General features: G+C 62.0%; 15 protein-coding genes and 1 pseudogene. 6 read left to right on the top strand and 10 right to left on the bottom strand.

What is annotated here, in order from left to right; genetic code table 11:
* The first annotated feature begins 133 nt into the window (after window positions 1-133).
* Window positions 134-1,840, top strand: a complete 1,707-nt coding sequence (locus D1Y85_RS03275; RefSeq protein WP_124149610.1) for a porin — start codon at window positions 134-136, stop codon at window positions 1,838-1,840.
* Window positions 1,841-2,368: 528 nt separating this feature from the next.
* Entirely contained in the window at window positions 2,369-3,223 is an 855-nt protein-coding gene (locus tag D1Y85_RS03270; RefSeq protein WP_124149609.1) for a helix-turn-helix domain-containing protein, read from the top strand.
* Between the two features lie 28 nt (window positions 3,224-3,251).
* On the opposite strand, the gene D1Y85_RS03265 is transcribed toward D1Y85_RS03270, so the two are convergent.
* Together D1Y85_RS03265 and D1Y85_RS03260 are read right to left on the bottom strand one after the other, a co-directional pair.
* Window positions 3,252-5,093 (bottom strand): ATP-binding response regulator, encoded by a 1,842-nt coding sequence (locus D1Y85_RS03265; RefSeq protein ID WP_124149608.1) that lies wholly within the window; start codon window positions 5,091-5,093, stop codon window positions 3,252-3,254.
* Window positions 5,094-5,103: 10 nt separating this feature from the next.
* Complete coding sequence (locus tag D1Y85_RS03260; protein WP_124149607.1) at window positions 5,104-5,625, bottom strand: putative pterin-binding protein; 522 nt, start codon at window positions 5,623-5,625, stop codon at window positions 5,104-5,106.
* 217 nt (window positions 5,626-5,842) lie between these two features.
* Between D1Y85_RS03260 and D1Y85_RS03255 the strand changes: the two genes are divergently transcribed.
* Window positions 5,843-6,790, top strand: a complete 948-nt coding sequence (locus D1Y85_RS03255; protein ID WP_124149606.1) for a phosphoribosyltransferase — start codon at window positions 5,843-5,845, stop codon at window positions 6,788-6,790.
* Between the two features lie 19 nt (window positions 6,791-6,809).
* On the opposite strand, the gene D1Y85_RS03250 is transcribed toward D1Y85_RS03255, so the two are convergent.
* Window positions 6,810-8,486, bottom strand: coding sequence for an ATP-binding domain-containing protein (locus D1Y85_RS03250; protein ID WP_124149605.1), 1,677 nt, complete (start codon window positions 8,484-8,486; stop codon window positions 6,810-6,812).
* Between the two features lie 132 nt (window positions 8,487-8,618).
* On the opposite strand from D1Y85_RS03250, the gene D1Y85_RS03245 reads away from it, so the two are divergent.
* Together D1Y85_RS03245 and D1Y85_RS03240 are read left to right on the top strand one after the other, a co-directional pair.
* Window positions 8,619-9,245, top strand: a complete 627-nt coding sequence (locus tag D1Y85_RS03245) for a glutathione S-transferase family protein (protein WP_124149604.1) — start codon at window positions 8,619-8,621, stop codon at window positions 9,243-9,245.
* A gap of 59 nt (window positions 9,246-9,304) precedes the next feature.
* Entirely contained in the window at window positions 9,305-9,895 is a 591-nt protein-coding gene (locus D1Y85_RS03240) for a Fur family transcriptional regulator (protein ID WP_124149603.1), read from the top strand.
* Between the two features lie 58 nt (window positions 9,896-9,953).
* Here the strand turns inward: D1Y85_RS03240 and D1Y85_RS03235 are convergent, their stop codons facing one another.
* Window positions 9,954-10,361, bottom strand: a complete 408-nt coding sequence (locus D1Y85_RS03235; protein WP_124149602.1) for a response regulator — start codon at window positions 10,359-10,361, stop codon at window positions 9,954-9,956.
* Between the two features lie 638 nt (window positions 10,362-10,999).
* Complete coding sequence (locus D1Y85_RS03230) at window positions 11,000-12,322, bottom strand: metal-dependent hydrolase family protein (RefSeq protein WP_124149853.1); 1,323 nt, start codon at window positions 12,320-12,322, stop codon at window positions 11,000-11,002.
* A 268-nt stretch (window positions 12,323-12,590) separates the two neighbouring features.
* Between D1Y85_RS03230 and D1Y85_RS03225 the strand changes: the two are divergent.
* Window positions 12,591-12,683: pseudogene (locus D1Y85_RS03225) on the top strand (IS5/IS1182 family transposase); the annotation flags it as partial.
* 143 nt (window positions 12,684-12,826) lie between these two features.
* Here the strand turns inward: D1Y85_RS03225 and D1Y85_RS03220 are convergent.
* From D1Y85_RS03220 to D1Y85_RS03200, 5 genes are all read right to left on the bottom strand, one after another.
* The gene (locus tag D1Y85_RS03220) at window positions 12,827-13,690 is read right to left on the bottom strand and encodes an alpha/beta hydrolase (protein WP_124149601.1); all 864 of its coding nucleotides are present in this window, start codon (window positions 13,688-13,690) and stop codon (window positions 12,827-12,829) included.
* 91 nt (window positions 13,691-13,781) lie between these two features.
* On the bottom strand, window positions 13,782-14,585 hold the full coding sequence (locus tag D1Y85_RS03215; RefSeq protein ID WP_185218886.1) for a sterol desaturase family protein: 804 nt from the start codon (window positions 14,583-14,585) through the stop codon (window positions 13,782-13,784).
* A gap of 33 nt (window positions 14,586-14,618) precedes the next feature.
* Entirely contained in the window at window positions 14,619-15,179 is a 561-nt protein-coding gene (locus D1Y85_RS03210; protein WP_124149599.1) for a methyltransferase family protein, read from the bottom strand.
* Window positions 15,180-15,195: 16 nt separating this feature from the next.
* Window positions 15,196-16,239: a zinc-dependent alcohol dehydrogenase family protein gene (locus D1Y85_RS03205; RefSeq protein ID WP_185218885.1), complete on the bottom strand. Its 1,044-nt coding sequence runs from the start codon at window positions 16,237-16,239 to the stop codon at window positions 15,196-15,198.
* Between the two features lie 124 nt (window positions 16,240-16,363).
* Window positions 16,364-22,897: a type I polyketide synthase gene (locus D1Y85_RS03200; RefSeq protein ID WP_124149597.1), complete on the bottom strand. Its 6,534-nt coding sequence runs from the start codon at window positions 22,895-22,897 to the stop codon at window positions 16,364-16,366.

Raw genomic sequence — 22,897 nt, 5'->3', positions numbered from 1 at the left:
CCCCCATCCCCGTAGAGTCACCAACCGCAACCTCAGTAACGGAAAGTAATGCAAAGGCTCATCTGCTTTCGGTTACCCCAACATCAACGTTGATTCGTTGTCCTGATAACAAAGAATTAGAGTTGGAGACAATATGAAATCTTCTCGCCTATTAATAGGTGAAGGCATCGTTTTGCTTGCGGGTTTATCAACGGGGGGCGGCGGGCTCGCGTATGCACAGGCTCTACCCGACTCGAACAAGGCGGAGATTCAGGAGCTTCGCCAGCAACTAGTCGCCTTGAGCAAACGGCTGGACGAACTGACCGCGAACCAGTCCCGATCAACGGCACAGGGCGCAGCGCAAATCCAGAAAACGTCCTCCATGCAGAGCGCGCAAGTGTCGCCCGCAACTGCCCAGCCCGTGACCGCTTACGCACAAGCGACCGTGGCAGCGCCGGGCACCGTCGCCGAGGAGGGTAGCTCCGACTGGGGCCACGACATGCCTCCGCGTGTCAAGCAGGTCCTCGCTGCGCTCGGCAACATGGAGTTCTACGGAAATCTCGACCTCTCCGTCGACTATGCGACCAAAGGCCTGCAAAGCTCATACGTGCGTCCCGACGGGACCCGCGTCTTCCCGCAAGGCAATATGGGCTGGATGCCTGACGTTTCGTCGAACCTGTCGTATATCGGCGTACGCGGAAAGCACGACTTCGGATCGCCCCAGTTCTCGTTCATCTACCAGCTGGAAACGCAGCTCGATGTCTCGGCGACCGCGGGCTCGGCCAACTCGAACTCCGCGCAGGATACGACCGTAAAGGGTGCGCTGACATCGAGAAACAGCTTTGTCGGATTCTCGTCGCCGACGTGGGGCGCGCTGAAAATCGGTAAGACCGACGCGCCCTACAAGAACTCGACGCAACGCATGAACCCGTTCTCCGGCATGCCCGGCGATTACGCGACCATCATGGGCAACACGGGGGGCGACAATCGCGTGGAATTCGGCACGCGACTCGATCATGCGATCTGGTATGAGTCTCCGAATTTCCACGGCTTTACGTTCAATGCGCTCGTTTCTCCCGGCCAGAATCGCGGATGGGATAACTCGACGCAGGCCATGGGCGAATCCGACTGTACCGGTGGCAACGTCCCTGGTAGCGGCGGCACCCCGGCTGCCTGTAACGACGGCAGCTACGGAACGGCATACAGCGCGAACATCGCGTACACACACGGCCCGCTCTACGTAACCGCTGCGTATGAATTGCACCGCGACGTCAACCGGACGAGCGACGTCATGAACACGCCAGCCGCAGCCGCTTCTGCGGACGGCACCGATCCTAACGACGTCGGTAACGAATGGGCGTTCAAGGTCGGCGCGCAATATACGTTTCCGACGGCCACCACGGTCAGCGGCATCTACGAATGGATGCGCCGCGAGATTCCTGCTTATCTGGAGGCGCAAAACGAGCGTAGCCGCAACGGATTCTGGCTGGCGATCACACAGGTGTTTTCGCCGAGGGATTCCGCGAGCTTCGGCTGGGCGCACGCAGGCAGCACGCCAGGCGACCCCGGCCAGCACAACACAGCGCCCGCAGATCCCAACGCGATCGGAATTGCCAATCCGCCTAATGCCGCCAACATGTTCACGTTCCTGTACCGGCACTCGTTCGACAAGTATCTGTCCGTCTACGCCAACTACGCGTTCGTGATCAACGAGGCCAATGCGCACTATGCGCTCGGCGCGGGCGGGCGAAGCGTGACTTACGATTGCCACGACGGCAGCTCTATCTCGCAGGGCGCGCCATTCTGCTTTGCCGGGGGGCATCCGATGGCCGTCTCCGTGGGTGTGAACTACAAGTTCTGACTTTCTATCGACGTTTAGCTCACAACACACCATGCAGCACGCGCCGGCCAACTGCCAGACTGAATCTCACCTGGCGGCGCCGGCGCCAACAATTCAATACCGGTCCTCACTTCCACGAGAGTCCCTGCGAGCGGTCGACCTGTAAGCCGCTTCGTCGCGAAGGCCGGTTTTCTGCAGTCCACTCCACAAATTCCCCCGGGCACACCGAACACGGCGATGCCGGTCCGCGCCCAATCGACGTGTTCATGTTCGTGCGGCTTGCTCAGGAAAGCGCCCCACGCGGGCACCACCGATCGTTCTCCACTCGCAGTGTATTTAACCGGCCGGTCATTCGTGCCCCGCTGGCTGTGTCCAGCACGCCGCGACAGCCGCCCTTCAATCAACCGCTTTCCGCCCCCAAAAATTGTCACAACATGGTTAATTGATGCGTTTAGAATACTGTGCGCATCGCGGACTCCCGGCTAATCACAAGCCCACACCCGCGCACCATAATCAGCCGGACACTGAGTTTTCGATCTCCCCCAAGGCATGTCGAACGTTGCACACCCAACCGACTCGACCACGGTCGCGGAGCGCGTGCGTGAGCTGATGAACCGTCACGGCATCGGCAAGCGCCAGCAAACCACCGAGCTTTGCCGGATCCTCGATCTGAGCTTCTCGCAAGGGCATCGCAAGCTGCGCGGCAACAGCCCGTGGACGCTCACCCAGATCAAGCGAGTGGCAGAGGCGTTCGGCGAGCCTGTCGGTCAGCTTTTCGCCGGGCAATTGCTCGATCCCGGCGTGCTCGGCGCCAGCGCGCAGGAAGCGCTGCTCTGCGTGAGCGTGGCCGAACTGCCCTGCACCGCGTGGATCGGTGCGCCGGCCGAAGCGGGTAGCCGGCCCGAATTCGTCGCGTATGAAAAACAGGGGCAGTGGCGCGTCGTGCGGCCCGACGGCTCGCTGTACCAGAACGCCCACGAAGTCCACAAGATCGAGATCTACCCGCGCCGTGCCGAGGCGGACAAGCCGGTGATCGCGGTCGTCGACGACGACCGCGCGTCCGCCGACAACCTGCGCGACTACCTCGAACACAGCGGCTACGCGGCCCAGGCACTCTACGGCCTTGCCGCCTTCGACGAGGCGCTGGAAAGCCAGGTGTTCGACGGCGTGGTGATCGACTGGCTCTTCGGTGGACAAACCGCTGCCGATTCGATCCGCCGCGTGCGCTCGTCTGAGAACCCCGATGCGCCGATCTTCGTGCTGACCGGCGAACTGCTGACCGGCAAGGCCAGTGAATCGGAGATCAGCCAGGTCGTCCGTCACTACGACGTCGCCTGCTATGAGAAACCCGCGCGCATGGCGATTCTCGTCGCCGATCTGTCGAAGCGGCTCAACCGCAGCTGACACAGCCTGGCGCGCCACCCATCCAGCCTCACGCACGACCTCGTAAGCCCCGATACGCCTGGCGCGCCTCAGTCGAGCGCGGCGCCCACAACGCGCGCTGCACGGCGGCGCGCAACACCTCGTAGTGAACCGGCTTTGTGAGGCACTCGAAGAAGGGACTGTCCTCGCCGCACGAAGTGAGTGCCGCGACGTCCGCACTCACGGCGATCACCGGCGGGCGCGGCCCCGCCGCGGCGCCCGCATTGAGCCCAGCGATAAACGCGTAACCATCGCGGCCCGGCATGTGCAGGTCGAGCAGCACCACATCGCACCGATGCGTGGCCACCAGCGCGAGCGCGCCATCAACATCGCCCGCCACGAGCGCCGCGTAGCCCATGTGCGCCACCATCTCGCCAAGCGAATCGCGCACGAGCGGATTGTCGTCCACGATGAGCACCCGGGGACGCTCGCCCGCGCCGCCCACCTGCTGCGCCGTGCCGCCTGCCTGCGGCGCGGCGACCGGCGCGACCGGCACGGTCACCGTGAACGTCGTGCCTTCGCCCACGCGGCTATCCGTCTCGATCGACCCGCCGAACAGATCGACGAGCCCGCGCACGATCGCGAGCCCCATCCCCGCGCCCTCGTAGCGGCGCGAGCGCGACGTGTCGAGTTGCGTGAACTCCTTGAAAATGAGCGGAATCTGCGATGGCGGCACGCCCGGCCCCGTGTCGCTGACGACGATTGAAAGCGATCGCGCCTCGAGCGCAAATTCGATGCTCACCTTGCCGCGCTCGGTGTAGCGAATCGCGTTCGTCACGAGATTGTTCGCGATCTGACGAATGCGATGCGGATCGGCCACGACCGGCTGCACGGCCCCGTGCCATGCATGTTCGAACACGAGACCACGCGCCATCGCGGCGCTTTCGTTTTCGTCGACGATCGACTGCAGCAGTTCGTGCGGATCGAACGGCTCCTCGCGAAGTTCGAGCTTGCCCGCGCCGAGCCGCGCGTAGTCGGTGAGGTCCTTCATCTGTGCTTCGAGCTGGCGCGCGGCCGTTTCGAGGCGCTGAATCACCTTGCGGTCCGCCTCGGAATGCGAGTTGAAGCCGAGCAGTTCGATCGACGAAACGATCGCGTGCAGCGGCGTGCGCAACTCGTGGCTGATCATGCCGAGGAACGCGTCCTTCGCCGAGCTGGCCTCGCGCGCGGCGCGGCTCGCCTGGTGCTCGGCTTCGAGCAGCGCCCGCTGCTGACTGATGAGGCGCGAGCGCCGGTAGCCGTTCATCACGAGCAGCACCGCCGCCGCCGCCGAGAGCACCAGCATCACGATCCCGGCAGCAAACAACTCACGGCGCTTCGCGATGAAGTCGCGACGGATGGCGTCGCGCTCGGTGACGTCGGCGAAACGCCGGTTCAACGCGAGATCGTTGATCTCGGACCAGTGATCGCGCAGCGACTCCTCCATCGGCGCCGCGCGCCACGGCTCGTCGGCGAGCGCCGGTATTTGCGACTCGAATTGCGAAACGGCGGCGTCGAGCGCCGCGAGATCGGCCTGCTGGCGCTCGGTGAGTCCGGGCAGCCCGCGCAGTTCGTGCGTGGAGCCCTTCACGATGTTGAGCTTCGACTGCAACAAGGCGTAGCGCAGCCGCACCCTTTCGACGTCACGGTCGATGCCGTCCGCGTACAGCGACAACTGGCTCTCGAAACGCGCGTAGGCGATCTGCAGTTGGGCAGCGTCCCAGTACAAGCCATCGTAACTGCCGCCGAGGCGCTGGACCACGCGCGGATCGAGCAAGTTCGCGTACAGCAGATAGCCGACCCCCGCCACCGGCGGCAGCAGCGCAATGAACCAGACCAGCACGAGCACGAACCGTCGCAGCGGACCACGCATCACCGGCCGCTCACCGCTTGATGGTCATCGACTTGATCTGCCACGCGAACTTTGCGTCGCCGGCAGCGCCGACCAGTTCCTGAGGATACTGGTCGCGCGGATAGATCAGGAACAACGGACCGTAGTTGCTCACCTTGAGGCGCTGGCCATTCATGGCGTAGGCGAGCACGACGCCGTAGCGCTCGGCGTCGGCGACCGGAACGTCGCAGACGTAGTCGTCGAGCGTGTGGATCTCGATCTCGTGCCCATACGCGCCCACGGCCTTGAGCACGTCGGAGAGCAGCGGACCCGTGAAGGTCGAGCGCGGGGTCCAGGCGGTGGAGGTGGAAATGGCGTGAACCGGCAGCTTCAGCAACTGCGCTTCGGTGAAGTGATAAGCCGTGTGCGCCGCGTTATTCGTGACGTGCACCTCGCCATCGATATCGAGCGAGAGCGGCGTGGCAGGCGCGGCATCGCCAGCGTGGACAGCGGTTGCGCTGGCTGCCACGGCCAGAGCGGCAGAAAAGCGCCGCCAGCCAGAAGGTTCCGACATCGCTTTTAGCCCCCTCGTGCGTGGATTCGTTGATTCGATTCGTTATAGTCGCGCGCGCCGTGGACCTCCCCGTCCGGCGCCAGCCCGCCCGGCGCGGCCAGCAGGCGCGCGCGAGCATAGGCATAATATCGTCAAACCTTGAACCGACAATAGCCATCTTCGTCGCGGGACACGTGCGACGAACCCTCCCTGCCCCGCTATTCCCGTTTCCGACCCGATGAACAAACCCGTCGTGCCGCTCACCTACGAACAACTCGATCAGTGGATCGAGTCGCTGCAGCCCGTGCTGGCTCGCGAGGAATTTGCCGCCGTTATCGGCGTCCTGCGGGGCGGCGCGCCGCTTGCCCTGATGGTGTCGCACGCGACTGGCGCTAGCGTCGCGTTCCTGCGCTACGAGCGTGCGACGCGCGCGGTCCGCTGGGACTCGACGCTTCCGATGCCCGAGCCCGGCTCGAAAGTGCTGCTGTGCGAGGACATCGCGGGCCGCGGAAACACGCTCGTCGACTGCATCGCATTCCTGCGCGAACACGGGCTGATCGTGCGCACGCTCACGGGCGCCTACGACGACCTCTCGCGCCTGCGCCCCGATTTTTCGATCGACGCGAGCGGCTATTTCACGCTGTTTCCGTGGGAGCGCCAGGCGTACACGGACCGCTATCGCGCGGACTGGGCCCGCGAAGGCACGCGCGACGGCGCACTGATGGCCGACGACCACGAATACGCGGTGTACGCGATCGACCTCGACGGCGTGCTGCTGCCCGACGTGCCGCTCGCGCGCTACGAGGAAGACCTCGATGCGGCACTCGCCGAACGCGACGCGCTGCTGCCGTTCGAGCGCATTCCCGGGGTGGACATGCAGCGCACGCGCGCGATCATCACGGGGCGGCCGGAGATGGACCGTGCGCGCACCGAGGCGTGGCTCGAACGCCACGGCTACGGCCATCTCGAACTCGTGATGCGCGCGGCCGACGAGCACGACGACACGCCCTCGGGCGCCGCCGCGCACAAGGCCGCGGCGGCGATTCGCTGCGGCGTGACGCATTTCATCGAAAGCGATCCGATGCAGGCGATCTTCATCGCCCAGCGCGCGCCGCTGTTGCGCGTGATCTGGTGGAACGCGCATACGCGCACCGGCACGCTGATCGGCGCTTCGGTCTGGAGCTAAGACCGCGACGCTCCCGTCCTCAGGCAGGAACCGGACCGAGCCCCAGCGCACGTGCCGCGCGCTGCGACGCCACCACAATCAGCTTCATCGTCGCGCGCGTCGCCCCGACGAAGAGCTTCCGCGCGGCGCGCTCGTCGAGCGTTTCGAAGTCCACTTCGGTCAGGATCACACAGGGCGCAGACTGCCCCTTGAAGCGATAAACCGAATCGAGCAGCACATCGCCATCGCGATACTGCGGGTTGCCGAACAGGTCGTATTGGCCCGTGAAACTGCGCAGGCGGTGCGGGCCGAGATGGTCGAGCGGCGTGAGCTGCGAATGCTCGCGTCCGCGAAACGACAGCACCACGATGTCCTGCTTGCGAAAACCCAGCGAGAGCGCCTGAGTGATCGCGCGCTTGGTGGCGGCCACGACGGGAAGCTCGCCGTCCGTCGCGCTCGCGGCTTCATCCCACGGCGCGAAGGCCACGCCTGAGCCGTCAAACGGACTGCCCGCCGCAAGCTGCGCGAGCGCGGGTGCGGCCGGGCCGGCAGCGTCGCGCAGGAAGTCGAGGATGTCGCGCGGACTGCGATAGTTCGTGCTCTCGCGCAGCACGGTCCAGCCCGGCAACGCAACCGGCTCGCGCAGATAGAGGTTCTGCAGCGGATCTTCGAGCCACCACCACGCCGCGCCTGGCCGCAGCAGCCGCTCCAGCGCGTCGACCCAAGCCTGCTGGAAATCCTGTCCTTCGTCGACGATCAAGACGTCGAAGCGCCAGCGTTCATCGATCGGCGTTTCGACGAAGCAGCGTTCCAGATCGTCGAACACGCTGGGGCCTTCGAAGTCGGGCACGCGGCCGCCGTCGCGCGCGATCGAGTCGCATAGCTGGTGATAGTTGGCGACGAGCGCACCGGACGGCGCGACCTTGGCGATGTGATCGGCGAGCGGCCGGTTGAAGCACACATAAAGCGTGCGTTCGCCGCGCGCGAGCGCATCCTTCATCACCTGCACCGCCAGTTGCGTCTTGCCCGAGCCCGCCGTCCCGATCACGCGCAGCCGGAACGGCGCGAATTCCAGCCGCCGCGCCCACGTCGCGAGTCCGCCCGCGAGCCGCGTAACAAGCGTCCCGGCGGCGCCGACTAGCGCACTCGCGTCGGGCGCGAGCGACAGTTCGTCGGAGAGGAAGTGGTGAATCCTGGCCGCGCTCGGCAGGCGCGGCTCGTCGGCCGGCAACGCATCGAGCACGATCGGCACAAGTTGCGCCTTGCGCGTCGCATCGACGATGCGCGCGGGGTTCACGCCCGCGATGGCCGGGTCGCGCACGACATGATCGGGGCAATAAAACAGTTCTTCGAGAAAGTAGGTGCCCGCGCCGAACGCGGCAGTAAAGCGGCGATGCAGGCCCTCGAGCGTGCGCGCGAGCGCCACGGCCACGTTGCGTTCGGTCTGCAGATGCGCCTTGACGAGACCGTCGCGCGTCTCGCGCAGGAAGCCGGTCTTCTGCTCGACGATCATCACCCGTCCCGCCGGACTCACGATCACGAAATCGACTTCGCCGAACACCGAAAAGCCTTCGGAGAGCCGCGTCCAGTGGACGCCGTGATAAACCGTGTAGCCGTCGGGCAGGCCGCGTTCGAGGAGCGCGAGCGTTTCGCGTTCGCGCGCGGCGGCGCCGGTGGCTTCGAGGTGCTGCCAGTCGTCGGGGACAATGCGGGCCATGGGCGGATCTCGTCGATTAGCGTTCCGGGGGGCAGCGGCTATTCTACGAGATGGAGGGTCCGGTAATAGTCGCGACGGATCGCGGATCGTGTCGCCCGACCGCCCTTTTTCACTTCAAGGAGAGTGCATCCGATGATCACGATCTGGGGACGCGCCAATTCGGTCAACGTCCAGAAAGTCATGTGGTGCTGCGACGAACTGGTGCTGCCGTTCGAGCGCGTCGACGCAGGCGGGCAATACGGCCGGCTCGACGAACCGTCCTTCCTCGCCATGAACCCCAACGGGAAGATACCGACGCTCGTCGACGGCACTTTCACGCTGTGGGAATCGAACGCCATCCTGCGTTACCTGGCGATGGAATACGGCCCGTCGAGCCTGCTCTACCCCATCGACCCCAAGGTGCGTGCGCTGATCGAACGCTGGCTCGACTGGACGCTCGGCACGCTCGCGCCCGCCGAGCGTCCAGTTTTCCACGCGCTCGTGCGCACCCCCGCCGATCAGCGTGACATGGCGAAGCTCGCCACCGACCTCGACACCCTCACCCCGTTGTGGAAGCGGCTCGACCGCCATCTGCAAGGCCGCTTCTTCCTCGAAAACGAGCGATTTTCGCTCGCCGACATCGTGATCGGCTCGCTGGCGAGGCGCTGGTTCGGCCTGCAAGGCATCGAGCGTCCGGCGCTGCCGAATCTGGAGCGCTGGTATCAGCGTCTCGCGGAACGCCCGGGCTTTCGCAAGTACATCGATCTGCCCCTCACCTGATCGATCTCCGGTAAAAAGGGGGCCGGGCGCGTCGCCGACGCGCCCCGTATAATCGCAGGATGAAGACAGCAAAACCGTCCCCGGAAACGGCGACCCCGCACGATCACCATCACGACGACGATCACGCGCATACCCACGCGAACGTGCAGGCCGTGTTGCGCACTTCGCCTGCTTCGCCCGCGTCGCTGGATGCCGCGCTCGAAATGGCGGAGGCCTATTGCCGCGAACGCGGCGAAAAGCTCACGCCGATCCGCCGCAAAGTGCTGGAATTGCTGCTCACGTCGGGACGGGCGACCAAGGCCTATTCGCTGCTCGACGAAATGCGCCAGATCCATCCCGGGTCGGCGCCCCCCACGGTCTATCGCGCGCTCGACTTTCTGCTGTCAGCCGGACTCATTCATCGCATCGAGTCGATCAACGCGTTTGCCGTCTGTCACGATCTCACGCAGTGCCAGCACGGCATTCTCGTCGTGTGCCAGCAATGCGGCAACGTCACCGAACTGCACGAGCCGAAGCTGCGTCAGGCGCTCGTCGCGCAGATCGAGGCGGCCGGTTACCGGCTTTCGGGCGACGGGATCGAACTCAAGGGGGTCTGTGCGCAATGCCAGGCCGCTCAGCCGTCACCGGCAGAAGCCGCCGCGCAGTCCTGACGCCCCGACCGCACGCGTTCGCGCGACGCGACGCGCCACGATTCCCTCACGCTGGTGCCTACGCGTGCCGCGCGTCGATCGCGCCGCTCAGCAGTGCCACGAGTTCGTCGGGCCGTGCGGGTTTCGTCATGAAGTAATGAAAACCTTCGCCGATGCTGCGCAGACGCCAGCTTTCGTCGGTGTGTCCGGTGAGTGCGACCGCGACGGCCGGCGAGTGATCGCTGCGGATTTCGTGGTCGCGCAGACGCTGGATCAAATAGAAGCCGTCCATCTCCGGCAGATCGAGATCGCAAACCACGGCATCGGGAAGTAATTCGAGCGCCGCTTCGACGCCGGTTTCGGCATCTCCCACTGCCACGACGCGCGCCCCCTCCGATTCGAGCAGCGAAGTGAGTGACGCCCGGCTTTGCGGGTCGTCTTCGACAAGGACGATCGTCGCCCGGTCGAGTTTGAGTACTGCGTTCATTGTGTTCGCTTGAAAGCTGTTCCGACTGTGTGGGTAGCCGCGCCGTGCGCTAACGCCGTCGCGGGCTGCCCTCCATGCGCAATATTAATGCCGCCGCTCGCGGGGCGCTGTGTCCCGCGCTGTGTCCCGTTACGAGACGCGCCGCGCACGATAATCCGGAGATAAGTCACGCGGATGAAACGCGTACTCGCCGCTTCGGATCGACGCGAATGCGTGCGGCAACCTTGTTCGCCCGCCAGTTTTCCTGCCTTTGCCAACGCTTCGAGTGCGCCGGCGGACGCACCAGTGCTTCGACGACCGGACACGGCCAGTCGTTCCCGAACCGCACGCCTGCAACACCGAAACACTACGCCTTCGCGTTCCATACCTGATGGATCGGCGCGCCGGGCGGAACTGCCGGGTCCGTCACCCAACGCAGCTCGCGCGTCGAGGGCGGGCCAAAGCGGGCCAAACGAGCAGACCAGGCTCCCGTCCCTGCAGATTCGCATTTGCATTGAATGTGCGGAAATACGGTGTCACATCCACGGACGAATCGTGGCTCATTTCCTCCGCTTGCGACGCGGATTGATCAGAGCAAATCCGCGCGACGTGCTGCGCACGCAATGTGCCAGCGATCGCGTTCGCGAGGCAACCAGGCGTTACACCGCTAGCGTGTTTTTGTAGAACCGTCCGTCCTTCATGACTATCCGCAGGTTTTTGTCGGGACTGGCGAGCAGGTCGAGATTGTCGAGCGGATTGCCATCGACGAGTAATAGATCCGCGTACGCATCCTCTTCCAGAACGCCCAGTTTGCCCGGATACGGATTGCGCTTGCCCGAGAGGGAAAGTAGCTGCCCGTTAATGGCGGTCGCCATTTTCAGCACCTCGCCCGACGAATACCAGCGGGCCATGTGGGTCAGCATGACGCCCTGACGTTGGGCCAGCGCCGGTGAAAAAATAAGGTCCGTCCCGAAGGCCGTTTTGACGCCGTGCTTGCGCGCGAGCTTGAACATAGTGTCCGTACCCGCAATGACTTCCCGGAATTTTTCGAGGCTTGTCCCCGTCAGCTCGCCTGCATCGTTTTCGTTGACGAATGGCTGGGTACTGAGCCACGTTCCGTTTTTCGCCAACAAGGCAGCGGTCTTGTCGTCCATCAGATGCCCATGTTCGACGCACTGGGCGCCGGCAGAAACGGAACGTTGAACCGCCTCCGGCGTGTACGCATGCACGAGGACGTAGCTGCCCCAATCCGACGCCGTCTCGACCGCGGCGCGCAATTGGGGCTCGGTGAAAGTCAGCATATCGAGCGGGCTGCGCGGCGTGGATACGCCCCCGCATCCAACCAGCTTGACCTGAGTGGCCCCTTGCAGGAACTGTTCGCGCACGCGAAGCCGGACTTCGTCTTCCGTATCGGCGATCGCAAAGCCGCCTTCCTTTTCGAGTCTGCTGAGCTGGCCGCCGGTTCGCGGAACGTCCGCGAGCGCGCGGAAATCGCCGTGCCCGCCAGTCGTGGTGATCATCGGACCGGATGGATAGATGCGTGGGCCGGAGATCATGCCGCCGTCGATCGCCTGCTGGAGAACGAACGCGGGCCCACCCACGTCGCGGATCGTCGTGAAGCCTCGCAGCAACGTTCGCTCGGCTTCGGCGCTCGCCGCAAGATAGACGAGGCCCATGTCCGCCTGGAGGACGGTCTGGACCGGAAGCGCCGCCAGCAGCGCATGCCAGTGCATGTCGATGAGGCCGGGCATGATGACTCGGCCGCCGCAGTCGATGGTGAGCGTTGCGTCGGTCGAAGCCGCGGGGCCGGTCCCGATGTGGCCGATCCGGTTTCCGTCGATGGACATGGACAGTCCATCGCGCAGCGTGGACGACTTGCCGTCGAAAAGCCTGAAGTTCGTGAACAGGACGGGACGTGCGGGCGCGCCAGGCGGACCGCCACTTTGAGCCTTGCTGAGACCCGGCAATATGAGGCTCAACATCGAAACTGCCATGCCGGTGACGAATCCGCGGCGAGACAGGTCGGCACTGATGCGTCGATTCGCGTACTGCGCCTGCGACTGGGCGCATAGGCACCATTGGGATGAACTGATCGCCGTGGTTCCGCCATATTTCCGCCAGGACATGACGCCCCCTTGAACATAGGCCACCCCGCCGATAGTCGGAGACCGAAAACGACGAGGCGTAACGAGCAACGAATCCGCAGAGAAGTATGCCGAAATCCGGATTCGGATGAGGCGACGGTGTAGAGGCCGGCATCGCTGGGTAGTCGAGCGCACGCATGCCTGGTTTGCGGGTTTCGGCAAACTGCGCATTCGCTTCGAGCGTCGTCTCGACATTCACGCGCGTTGCTTTTCCTGGCGGCTGCCGTTATCTGTGCGCGCCTGGTTGACGACTTGTGTTTGCGACCCCAGCAGGCTGTTGAAATACATCTTTCCGCCTTCGCGCAGCTTGTCGCAGAAGCGAACGAAAGCCTTACGCACCGGCTACTGCCCCCCTGCTCTTTCACCCCATACCTGTTGCGATGCGCGGTCAGTCATTCCTGAGTGGCTGTCAAGTTTGGGATGCTCAGGAAACCCCAGCGCTGGCGCGACAATGAACGAAGTTACGGCATCCACCACATGGGTCGCCTCCAGAATCTTTTGATGCCCGAGTCCATGAACCTGCATGAACCTTGCATCGGGCCACGCGTCCGCAATTTCCTTCCCGTAAGTGGGCGAAAGCGTCCGGTCGTCGTCGGAATGGATAATCAGGGCAGGCACATCGAGCGATTTCGCAGCCTCTGGCGCGTTAAGAGCGCCTACATCGGCACCCAGCGCGCGCAGTTCACCGATCATCTGCATTGCGCCGTGGCGCCCGAGTCCCGCGACCATTCCGAATTGCAGCGCTATGTCCAGATAGCGTGCCAGCGGACTGATTAACACGGCAGCCTTTGCAGAGCACCCGGTTTTCAGTACCTCCACGATCACCGGGCAGCCTGCCGAATGAGCAATGACGGCATGGATGGCGCCAACATGTTCCAGTACGTGGCGCACTGCATGAACGCATTCATTCAGTGATACGGTCGTGCCCTCGGACGCACCATGAGCTGGCAGGTCTATCGCCGCGACAGAGAGCCCTGCGTCGAGCAGCGGCGCAACGAAAGGTTGCATGTCCGCGGCTGTCCCTTGCCAGCCATGTACCATCAATACCACCGGCCCCGCGCCTGCACGCCATAGCACCAGTTTCTTGTCCAGGAACTCAAGATCGATTCTTTCTGCCTGGGGAAAGGGGGGGGCGTCGGATGTGCCTGCCTTGCGTCGCGGCTGCAGGAATAGTTTCGCGGCGTCGGCTGGGCGAATGAATCGCATGAGTGTGGTATCTCCTTATGGCGGGCTGTCGAGTTCCGGTCTCGTATCTGCGGGTTTGACGGACAGGCGTTATGGATAGTCGTGTTAGTGCTCAGACACCCTTCGGGCGTTTCAGGCTCTGATAACCGTTGCCTGCAAGGGCCCGGTCGCGCAATGTGTCGGTTTCGCTGGTGTAGGTCCCAAACAGACGATCGAGAAACACGAAGGAAAATCCGTAATTGACATTGAATCGTGCGTGGTGAAGGGCATGGACGCTCGGCGTGGCGAGGCCAAGCCTTTGCATCGTTCTTGAAATGAAAGGGAATTCAGTATTGCAGTGCCCTCCGATCACGATGACGTAGTAGTAAGCATAAAACGCTGCTATTCCTGACATGGTGATGTTCATGAACCACGACAGGGCTGCCATGAAGCATGTAGCAAGTGACAGCAAAACCACTTTTTCGGACATGGATGACGCAAAACCGCTATAGGGCGTGTTGACTACAGAGCGGTGATGTTCGCGGTGAATCGGCCTGAGCCACTTGAAGGAATGCATGGCCCAATGAACGCAGTAGAAATAAACTTCAACCCAGACAACAAATATCAGGAAAGTTATCAGCGTATCCGGCCACGTAAATACGGATGGCCGCAACAGTCCGGTATACAGAAATATATAAAGGACGATGGAATCCAGAAACACATGCCACGAATGGATGAATTCACGTCTACGTTGTCTTGCGGGAATCGGTACGTCGAAGATGCGCCCACTCCTGAAAATTCTGCTTTGCGCGACGTAATTCATTATTATCATTATCAATATCTGCCCTAGCAGGATCCAGCCTAGAGCGCCAAGCGCTTCCGCGCCGAATATTTTTGCCGGGAAGATTATTTCCCGCAAACTTTCGAGATAATTCATGGTATTAACCTCGTGGAACATGAACCGCGACAATCAATAAACAAGCGGAATCAATCGCCATGTGCGACGCTTATATTCCGTATAGAGATCGCCGAAGTGCTCTGACAGTACAGTCTCTTCGACCGCAATCCGCCTGCTGAATGCAAGGAAAACCGGAATGAACACTGCAACGAGACTGATCCAGTTGTTCAGTGCGACTCCGTAACCGAAGAACGAAAATAGCAGTCCGGTATAGGAGGGGTGACGCAGCACCCGGTATGGTCCTGATCTGATCAGTTCATGACCGTCGCGTAACGCCACGTTGTAGGTAAAAAACCGGCCTAGCATGATCATCGACCATATTCTCAGCGCCATTCCAGAAATAATGATCAACATTCCGAAATATCGCGTTTCTGGCATGCGCCAGATTGGAAATTCGGAAAACAACGCGACCGCGGTGGCGATCGTGGTTGCCGAAACCGTAGCGGCATAGATCACGGCGAGGGTCCGGCTATCCCGGTGACCACTTTCCCCTTTTCCTGCTCGCATCCTCCATGACAACACGAGTTCTGAGCCAATCCATACGACAAAGACGAAGACAAACGCGATGTTCATGAATCGTCATCCGGAGTTATTGCAGTTGGACCATGGCTGGTTGAGCCATCTGGCTACCAGGCTGCGCACGGGCGATCGGACCATTCGGCAGCAAACACACCTTGCCATGTCGCCCCGCTTCTTCAGCGCGACCGATAGCTTTTCCGATTTCGTCGAGCGAATACGTACCCGCGATTTCGGCGTGCAGAACTCCCTTGGACAACAGATCGACAGCATCGAGGATCAACGCGTCGGATTCGGCGCGGGACATGTACAGCATCTTCTGCGCCAGCCAGAATCCCTTGACGCTGATATTGTGAAAAATCGTCTGGTCACAACCGATGGATATAGGTTGACCTGACAGCATGCCGTAATTGATAACCGTACCCCCAGGTGCGAGAAGCCCGGCGAGACGCGAAACGCCCTCTCCGCCTACCGCATCGATCGCAAGCGGCATCGGCGCATGTCCGACGATTTCCAGAGCCGCCTGCATCATGTCTGCGCCGTCCTCGATCGCGGCGTCGCCGCCGGCCTCAAGCACCTCATCTATCGCGCTGGCGCGGCGCACAATGTTGAGCGTACGCACGCCGTAATGGCGTGCGACCTGCATGACGGCCCGCCCGACACCCGATAACGGCGCAGTCTGCACCAGCCAGTCGCCACGTTTGAGCGGAACCTGGCGTCGAACGAGTTCAAGTGCGGTGCAGGCGTTGACCTTGAGCGTTGCCAACTGAAATACATCGAGATCGGCTGGTACTTTTAACGCCAGCGTTGCTGGGATGCGCTGCCTCTGACACCAGTTGCCATTGGCTTTCACGATGACGCGGTCTCCCACTTCCAGACCGTTCACCTGTGCTCCGCGGGAAACAATGCGCCCGACGCCCTCCAGGCCGGCCGTGGCGGGCAGGCGTGGCAATTCACCGTATCGTCCCGATAGTCTGGAGAGATCGGCAGGTGAAATCGTGCTGACCTCGATATCGATCAACACCTCCCATGGTGATGGTTCGCCAGGGTCTGCAACGTCGCAACAGCGTGCAACCTGAGCTGGCACACCAAAACGGTCGATACGTATCTGCTTCATGGATTCTCCTTGCTGACCGGCACCAGAATGTCCAGGGGCGGTGCCAGTCGGGATGTCGCGGCAAGCGATGATTCGCAGCCCTCGCGGCAGGCAGCGGGCCAGAATCGCCTTGCTGCCTGTGTCTTTATGTTGCGAGCGCGGCGTGCTCGTGCGCGGCTTCACGCTGCAGAACAACCGGTTGCGAAACCACAGAGGCATCGCTGTTTCCAAGTCCCCAATTGTTCAGTGCCTCGTTCGTAATCATGCGGATCGTCATGCCGTCACCGATTTCGAGTACCGACACCATGATGTTCAGATCTTCACGCAGCAATAACTGGATCTCGGTGGCCATCAACGAATCAATGCCGAAATCCATGATCGGGCGGTCGATCGAAATGTGATCGGCGGGCATGTCCAGCAATCCGGCGACCAGTGCGCTCACGCGGCTGGCCAGTACGATCAGGCGCTTGCTGGCGGGCAACCCGGCCAGTTCGGCACGCAGCAGTTCGCCTGCAGAATCGTCCGATACAGCGTCCGACGCCACCAGCTCGGCAACGCGTGGAGACCTGGCCCCAAGGGTTTCGTAGCTGCCCCATTCCGACCACGTTGAAATCAGCGTGATGCCCAACTGCGTGACATCACGGGCCAATGCGCGTTCGAGCCAGTTCAGCGCGTCAGCCGACTGCATTCCGCGCAAACCGGTATAGCGCATGAACTGCGCGAGCTTGTCATCGAGCGTGACGACACCCACATCGGCAATCGCCCCCCAGTTGATACTTGTTGCTGGCAATCCCAGCGACCGCCGGTGCCATGCCAGTCCGTCCAGAAACCCGTTTGCACTGACATAGCTGCTCTGGCGGCTGCTGCCGATTTCGGCCGCGATCGACGAATAGAGCACGAAGTAATCAATGGGTAGTCCACGGGAGTACTCGTGCAGAAGACGCGCGCTTTCGGCCTTGCTACGCATGACCTCGGTCTGTTCTTGAACGTCTATATCGAAAATCGGGTTGTCAATGATGACCGCCGCCGAATGGAATATGCCTCGCAGCGGAAAGGCCGTATCGCGTAGCGTTGCGAACAGATCTCGCACCTCGCTTTCATCGGAAAGATCGCAGGTCACGCATGTGACCTCTGCCCCCCGCTGGCGCAATTCATCCACAAACGCCGTGCGTTCGGGCGTGCTGGCTCCAGTGCGACCCACCAGCACAAGATGACGCGCGCCGTGTTCGACCAGCCAGATGGCCGTTTTCTGGCCGAAGCCACCGAAACCACCGGTAACCAGGTAGGTCGCATCAGCTCTGAAACAGACTTCTTCATGGACCTGCACCGGAAGTGACGCGAGATCAGCGTCGAAATCGACGACCACTGCGTCTCCAGCGGCCGGCAATTCCAGTTTTTTGGTCACCAGTTCCGTGATTGACACTGGCCGGAGTGTGTCCGAGCCGCACGGCTGCTCGCCGATACGTGCGATCACGTTTTTCAGCGCGGTGATAAAGCGTCCGGCGCGCTGCGTCAATACCGACAGGTCCGCGCGCACAATTGCAGATGCCGCAGTCGGGACAACAAACGAATGAGGGGCTTCCGCCGTATCGATCAATACGCCACCGGTAGCAAGCGCGCGCCAGCCGAAGTGTTGTCCCCATTCCGCCATTGGTCCGGCGAATGCAGTAAACCCACGGCCGCCTGTGTATTCGTCGACCGCTCGCTCAATCCCGGCGAGCGTGGTGGCCCCCCTGAGCATCGGGGAAACGCACGCATGATCCTGGGTCGGCTGCGTGTCATGGCAGGCAAGCAGCACAGTGCCGATGCCGCGGCGGCGTAATGCAGCGTCAATCGCCAGCCCGAAGGCGTCAGCCTGTACCAGCACGCATGCATCGTGATCGAGATCGGCCTGCTCGACGAGACATTCCGCGGCCGCTTCCCTGACACCTCGGCACAGTAATGATTCGGACTGTGTATCATCGTCGATCGCAACCAGATGAAAGGCATTGCGTGGACCGCAGATATGGCTGGAAAAATCCGCAGGTGCCAGACCATAGACGCGCTGTCCAACGTGAAGATCGTCGACCTGAACACCTGTACGCGCGACAGTCGCGACGACTTCTACATAACCGCTTCCGGTAGCCTCCGTGTCGGATGTGCGCAGGACCTGATCCGTCAATACCATGCTCACGATCTTCAACTCTATGTCACCGTCATCCAGTGGAGCACGAGGAATCTCGATCAGGCTGACGCTGCCCGCCGCGTCGTCCTGGTCAGCGAGACGGCGCGCCTTTACCACGCGGTCTCGCAACGGCACGGACTTGACGAGCGGCTGCGTCAACCACGGCCTGGCGGTCAAGCGGCTGAACAGGCGGCGCCCACGACGGATCGCGACTTCATCCTCCGGTGCGTCGCATACCAGTTCAAGAACAGCTGATTCGATATCCTGATCGGTGGCATCGTCCGGAATGTCGACGGCGCTAAACTGCAGCCCGTCGATTTCGTTGAATGCAACCCTTGCGAAGCCGTTCAGCGCGGTCTGCGCAGGCTGCACCGGATTGTCGACGTCGCTGATGCGGAACGCACCGCGTGTCAGCACGTAAGCGCGCGGTCGTTGTTCGATTGGCAACGCTGCCAGACACTGCGTGACCATTAACATGAACTGCAGTGCCTGAATGCCGGCAGGATCCGTACCGGCAAGCCGTGCGGCCGCACCGTGAACGAACACCACGCCGTTCAACGGGCCGGCGGCCTCAAGCGCCGCCTTCACGTCGTCGGCGTTGGGCCGCACGGTCAAACACATCCCCTGCAGGTCGAGCGCCTCGCCTTTGCGCAGGTGCGTGCACACCGTGGCATGTTTGCGTATTCCGGTGGCGATCTGATCGGCCAGATTCGCGGCGTCACCCTGGCCGTCCTCGACGACCAGCCAGCCGCCAACGCGTGTCGCAGTCGTCAGGTATCCCGCTGGCGCCCATTCGTGGCGAACCATCTGCAGCTTGACCGGTTCGCCGAAGGAGTCGACGCTCTCCCGTTTTGCTGACATAGCGGTCAGGCACATGCCACGAATCACCATCAGCACGGCGCCGCTATCGTCGATCAGCGTCAGGTCGGCCTCGACTTGGCGCCCGGTGGCCCGTGTCTTGATTGCGTGACACCAGAATCGCGCCGGCAACGCGGGAACCAGCATGCGCAATTCTCGAAGACCGGTCGGCAGAAAGGTTCGATCAGTGCTTCCGAACATGCCGACCAGCGACTGAAAGCAGGCATCGAGTGCTGCGGGATAGGCTCGATACCCCTTTGAATACAGTTCAGGCAAACACTCGATCAGCGCGAGTACGCGCGTTTCGTCCCGGGAAATCTGCAGTGTGCGCACCAGCTGAAATTCTGGTCCGTATTGCAGCCCGATACCTGATAGCGCACGATAGAAGTCCTGCGGGTCCCGGTGAACACCCAGCGATGCTTTAAGCGCGCCCAGATCGATATCGCCCGCTTCGGCAACAGGCAAGGGGGCAATGTTGCCGTCCAGATGCAGGGTTCCCTGCCCGATCCTGCCGCTTTCGATGCTGCGAATCTCCGCATGTCCGCTCCGGTAGTCGTAGCTCGATACGTAGCTGGTTGCACGGTCGAGCGGGATCACCATCGGCGCGTGAATCGTGACGTCGCTGACGCGCCAGCCCGGTGCATCGGCATGGCGTAATCCAGCAATTTCGAGCAGCGTTTCCAGATAGCCGGCGGCGGGCATGACCGGGGTACCGGACACGACATGCTCTTTCAGCCAGGCAAGTGCTTCGTGTTCGACGTCGTTCACCCAGGTGTTGACAGCCGGATAGTTCTCGATACCAAGCATCGGCAGCGCGGTTGAATGTATACGCGTATGCGCGGACAGTTCGGTTTCGAGCCAGAAACGCTCACGCTGCCATGGATAGTTGGGCAATGCAGCAGGCGTACCCTGGCCATTCAGCGGCATCCAGTCGATGTCGCAACCGCCCGCGAATACATCGGCGACGGCACGATGGATCCGCGCGCATTCGTGCTCGTTGCGGCGCAGGGTTTCGACGGTATGGATTTCCTTCGCGCGGGCTTTCGCGCAGTCGCGCAATGCACTGGAAAGAACCGGATGCGGACCGATCTGGACGAAAGTGGCGAAGCCATCGTCCAGCAGCGCCTCGATAGCGCCCATGAAGTTAACCGGCTGGCGTACATTCTGCGGCCAGTAGTCCGCACCGAACGCCGACCCTTCGACACGGCGTCCTGTCACGGTCGAGTACAGCGGGATCTTCGGTTCGCGGGCGACGATCGCATCAAGCGACATTTCGAGCTCGTCGAGGATCGGCTCCATCAGGTAGCTGTGGTAAGGCACTTCTACCGTGAGGGTGCGATGGAAGATGTCATGCGTTGCAAGATTCGCGGCAAGTGCGTCAATAGCTGCGGTTTCACCCGACAGTGTGATCGTATTGGGACCGTTCACGGCTGCGATCTCGATGCGACCTGCGAAAGGCTCGATCCATGACGAGGCCGACTCCGGTTCAAGTCCGGCAGCCAGCATGCTGCCAGTGCCCGCCGTACGCGCTTGCAGCCGGCTTCGTTCGTAGATGACACGCAGCGCATCTTCGAGACTCAACGCACCGCTGATGCAAGCGGCTGCCACCTCTCCGACGCTATGTCCGACCACCGCGCCTGGCACCACGCCGGCCGCACGCAACACGGCAACGATCCCCAACTGGATAATCAGATTCGCACACTGTGCGTTAACCGTCTGCGTGATCTGTGAACTGGATTCGTCTTTCAGCATTTCCGCGACGATGGAAAATCCCGCGATCCGCTGGAAGATCGGGTCAGCCTCATCGACGGCCATGCGATAGGACGGCTCGTCGCGATACAGCTCTTGCCCCATCGCCCACCACTGCGGTCCCATGCCGGTGAAAACCCATACGGGCAACGTCTGTTCCTGCGAAACCTGATGGCCTGTGATTGTGCGGCTGGATTTCTCGCCGTGCGCGAGCGTTTTCAGTCCCTCGCGCAACTGGTCCGCGTCGTCGCCCAGCACGACTGCGCGATGACTGAGCGGCGCACGGTACAGCGCCGCCGAATGCAGAACATCCGTGAAATCGGCATCGGGTTGCGACATGCGATCCAGATAGCGTTGCGCGAGCGCCTGAAGTGCCGCGGAGCTACGCGTGGACAGCGGCAGATAGAGTGGAAAGCCGGCGGGACGTTTGCCGGCAGCCACGGCGGGAACCGTGGCGGTGCGAGCCTTGCCGGTTGCCGTGGCCGGTGGTGCCGAGCGCAGCACGACATGCGCATTGGTGCCGCCATAACCAAAGGAGTTGACGGCGACCATGAACGGCTCATCCACTTCGGCAAGCCGGATCGAACGGTCGGCAAGCCGTACGCCCAACTCCTCGAACGGGATGCCAGGGTGCGGTGTCTGCAGATTGCCAAGCGGAAACGCTTCGCGATGCTGAAGTGTCAGTATCGCCTTGATCACACTCGCGACACCTGCTCCCGCTTCCATATGTCCGACATTGCTTTTGATCGAACCGAGCACCACTCGCGCGTCATCGTGGCGGCCCGCACCGTAGACCGTTCCGATCGACGTCGCCTCGATCGGGTCTCCCACCGCGGTGCCGGTGCCGTGGCATTCGACATAGCGCACCTGCGCCGGATCGATGCGGAAGCGTTCGCATACGTCGCGAATCAGCCGGATCTGCGCATCGGCGCTCGGCATTGAGATACCGGGTGTGCGCCCATCGGAATTGACGCCCGCTCCTGCAACCGTCGCCAGAATCGTGTCGCCGTCGGCAAGAGCACGCTCCAGCGTCTTGAGCAGCACGATGCCACCGCCCTCTGCTCGACCGTAGCCGTCGCCCCGCTCGTCGAAGGACTTGCACTGCCCGTCGCGCGACAGAAATTGCCCCTTGCACATGCCAATCGCGTACTCTGGCCGGCTCATAACGCTCGCGCCTCCAACGACTGCCATATCACACACTCCGGCCCAGATATCGTGGCATGCGTAACTAAACGCAACCAGCGACGACGAGCAGGCGGTGTCCATCGACAGGCTTGGACCGCGCAAATCAAACATATGTGAGAGCCGGGCCGCCAGCATGGTCATCATCATCGCGGCCGCAGTGCTGGCATTGCTATACGCACGATTCGACTGCTGCATCAGCGTAAACATGTGATCGAGCATGAAGCCGCCGACATACACCCCCACGTTGCGTCCCGCGTGAGCAGGCAGCGACAGGTGTGCGTTTTCGAAGGCTTCCCAGATCAACTCCATCAAGAGGCGCTGTTGCGGATCGAGATTCTCGGCAACACGGGCGGGCAGATCAAAAAACTCCGCATCCATTGAGCGAATGTCCTGTTTCAGGAAATTGCCCTGATTGACATAGGCCTTTCCCTTGGCATTCTCATTCGTTGAGTAATAACGCGCTGCATCCCAGCGATCCGACGGTATCGGTCCCACGGTCAAAATGCGCTGGCGCAGCGCAGTCAGCAACAAATCGGGATTATCCAGGCCTCCCGGAAGTCGGCAAGCCATTCCTACTACCGCGATGTCATTCATAGAATTCCATATATTCAACACATCATCAGAAAATGATGAACTGAAAAATAGGAGCAGCCAAGAATCCAGATAAAACGCGATGAAAGTAAACTCAAATTTCAGAATAATCTTAGCTTTACTGTTTTTCAC

The organism is Paraburkholderia dinghuensis, assembly GCF_003837865.1.
In the GTDB taxonomy this organism is placed as follows: Bacteria; Pseudomonadota; Gammaproteobacteria; order Burkholderiales; family Burkholderiaceae; genus Paraburkholderia; species Paraburkholderia dinghuensis.
The sequence above is the reverse complement of the archived record's forward strand: the minus strand, read 5'-3'. Positions and strand labels throughout refer to the sequence as shown.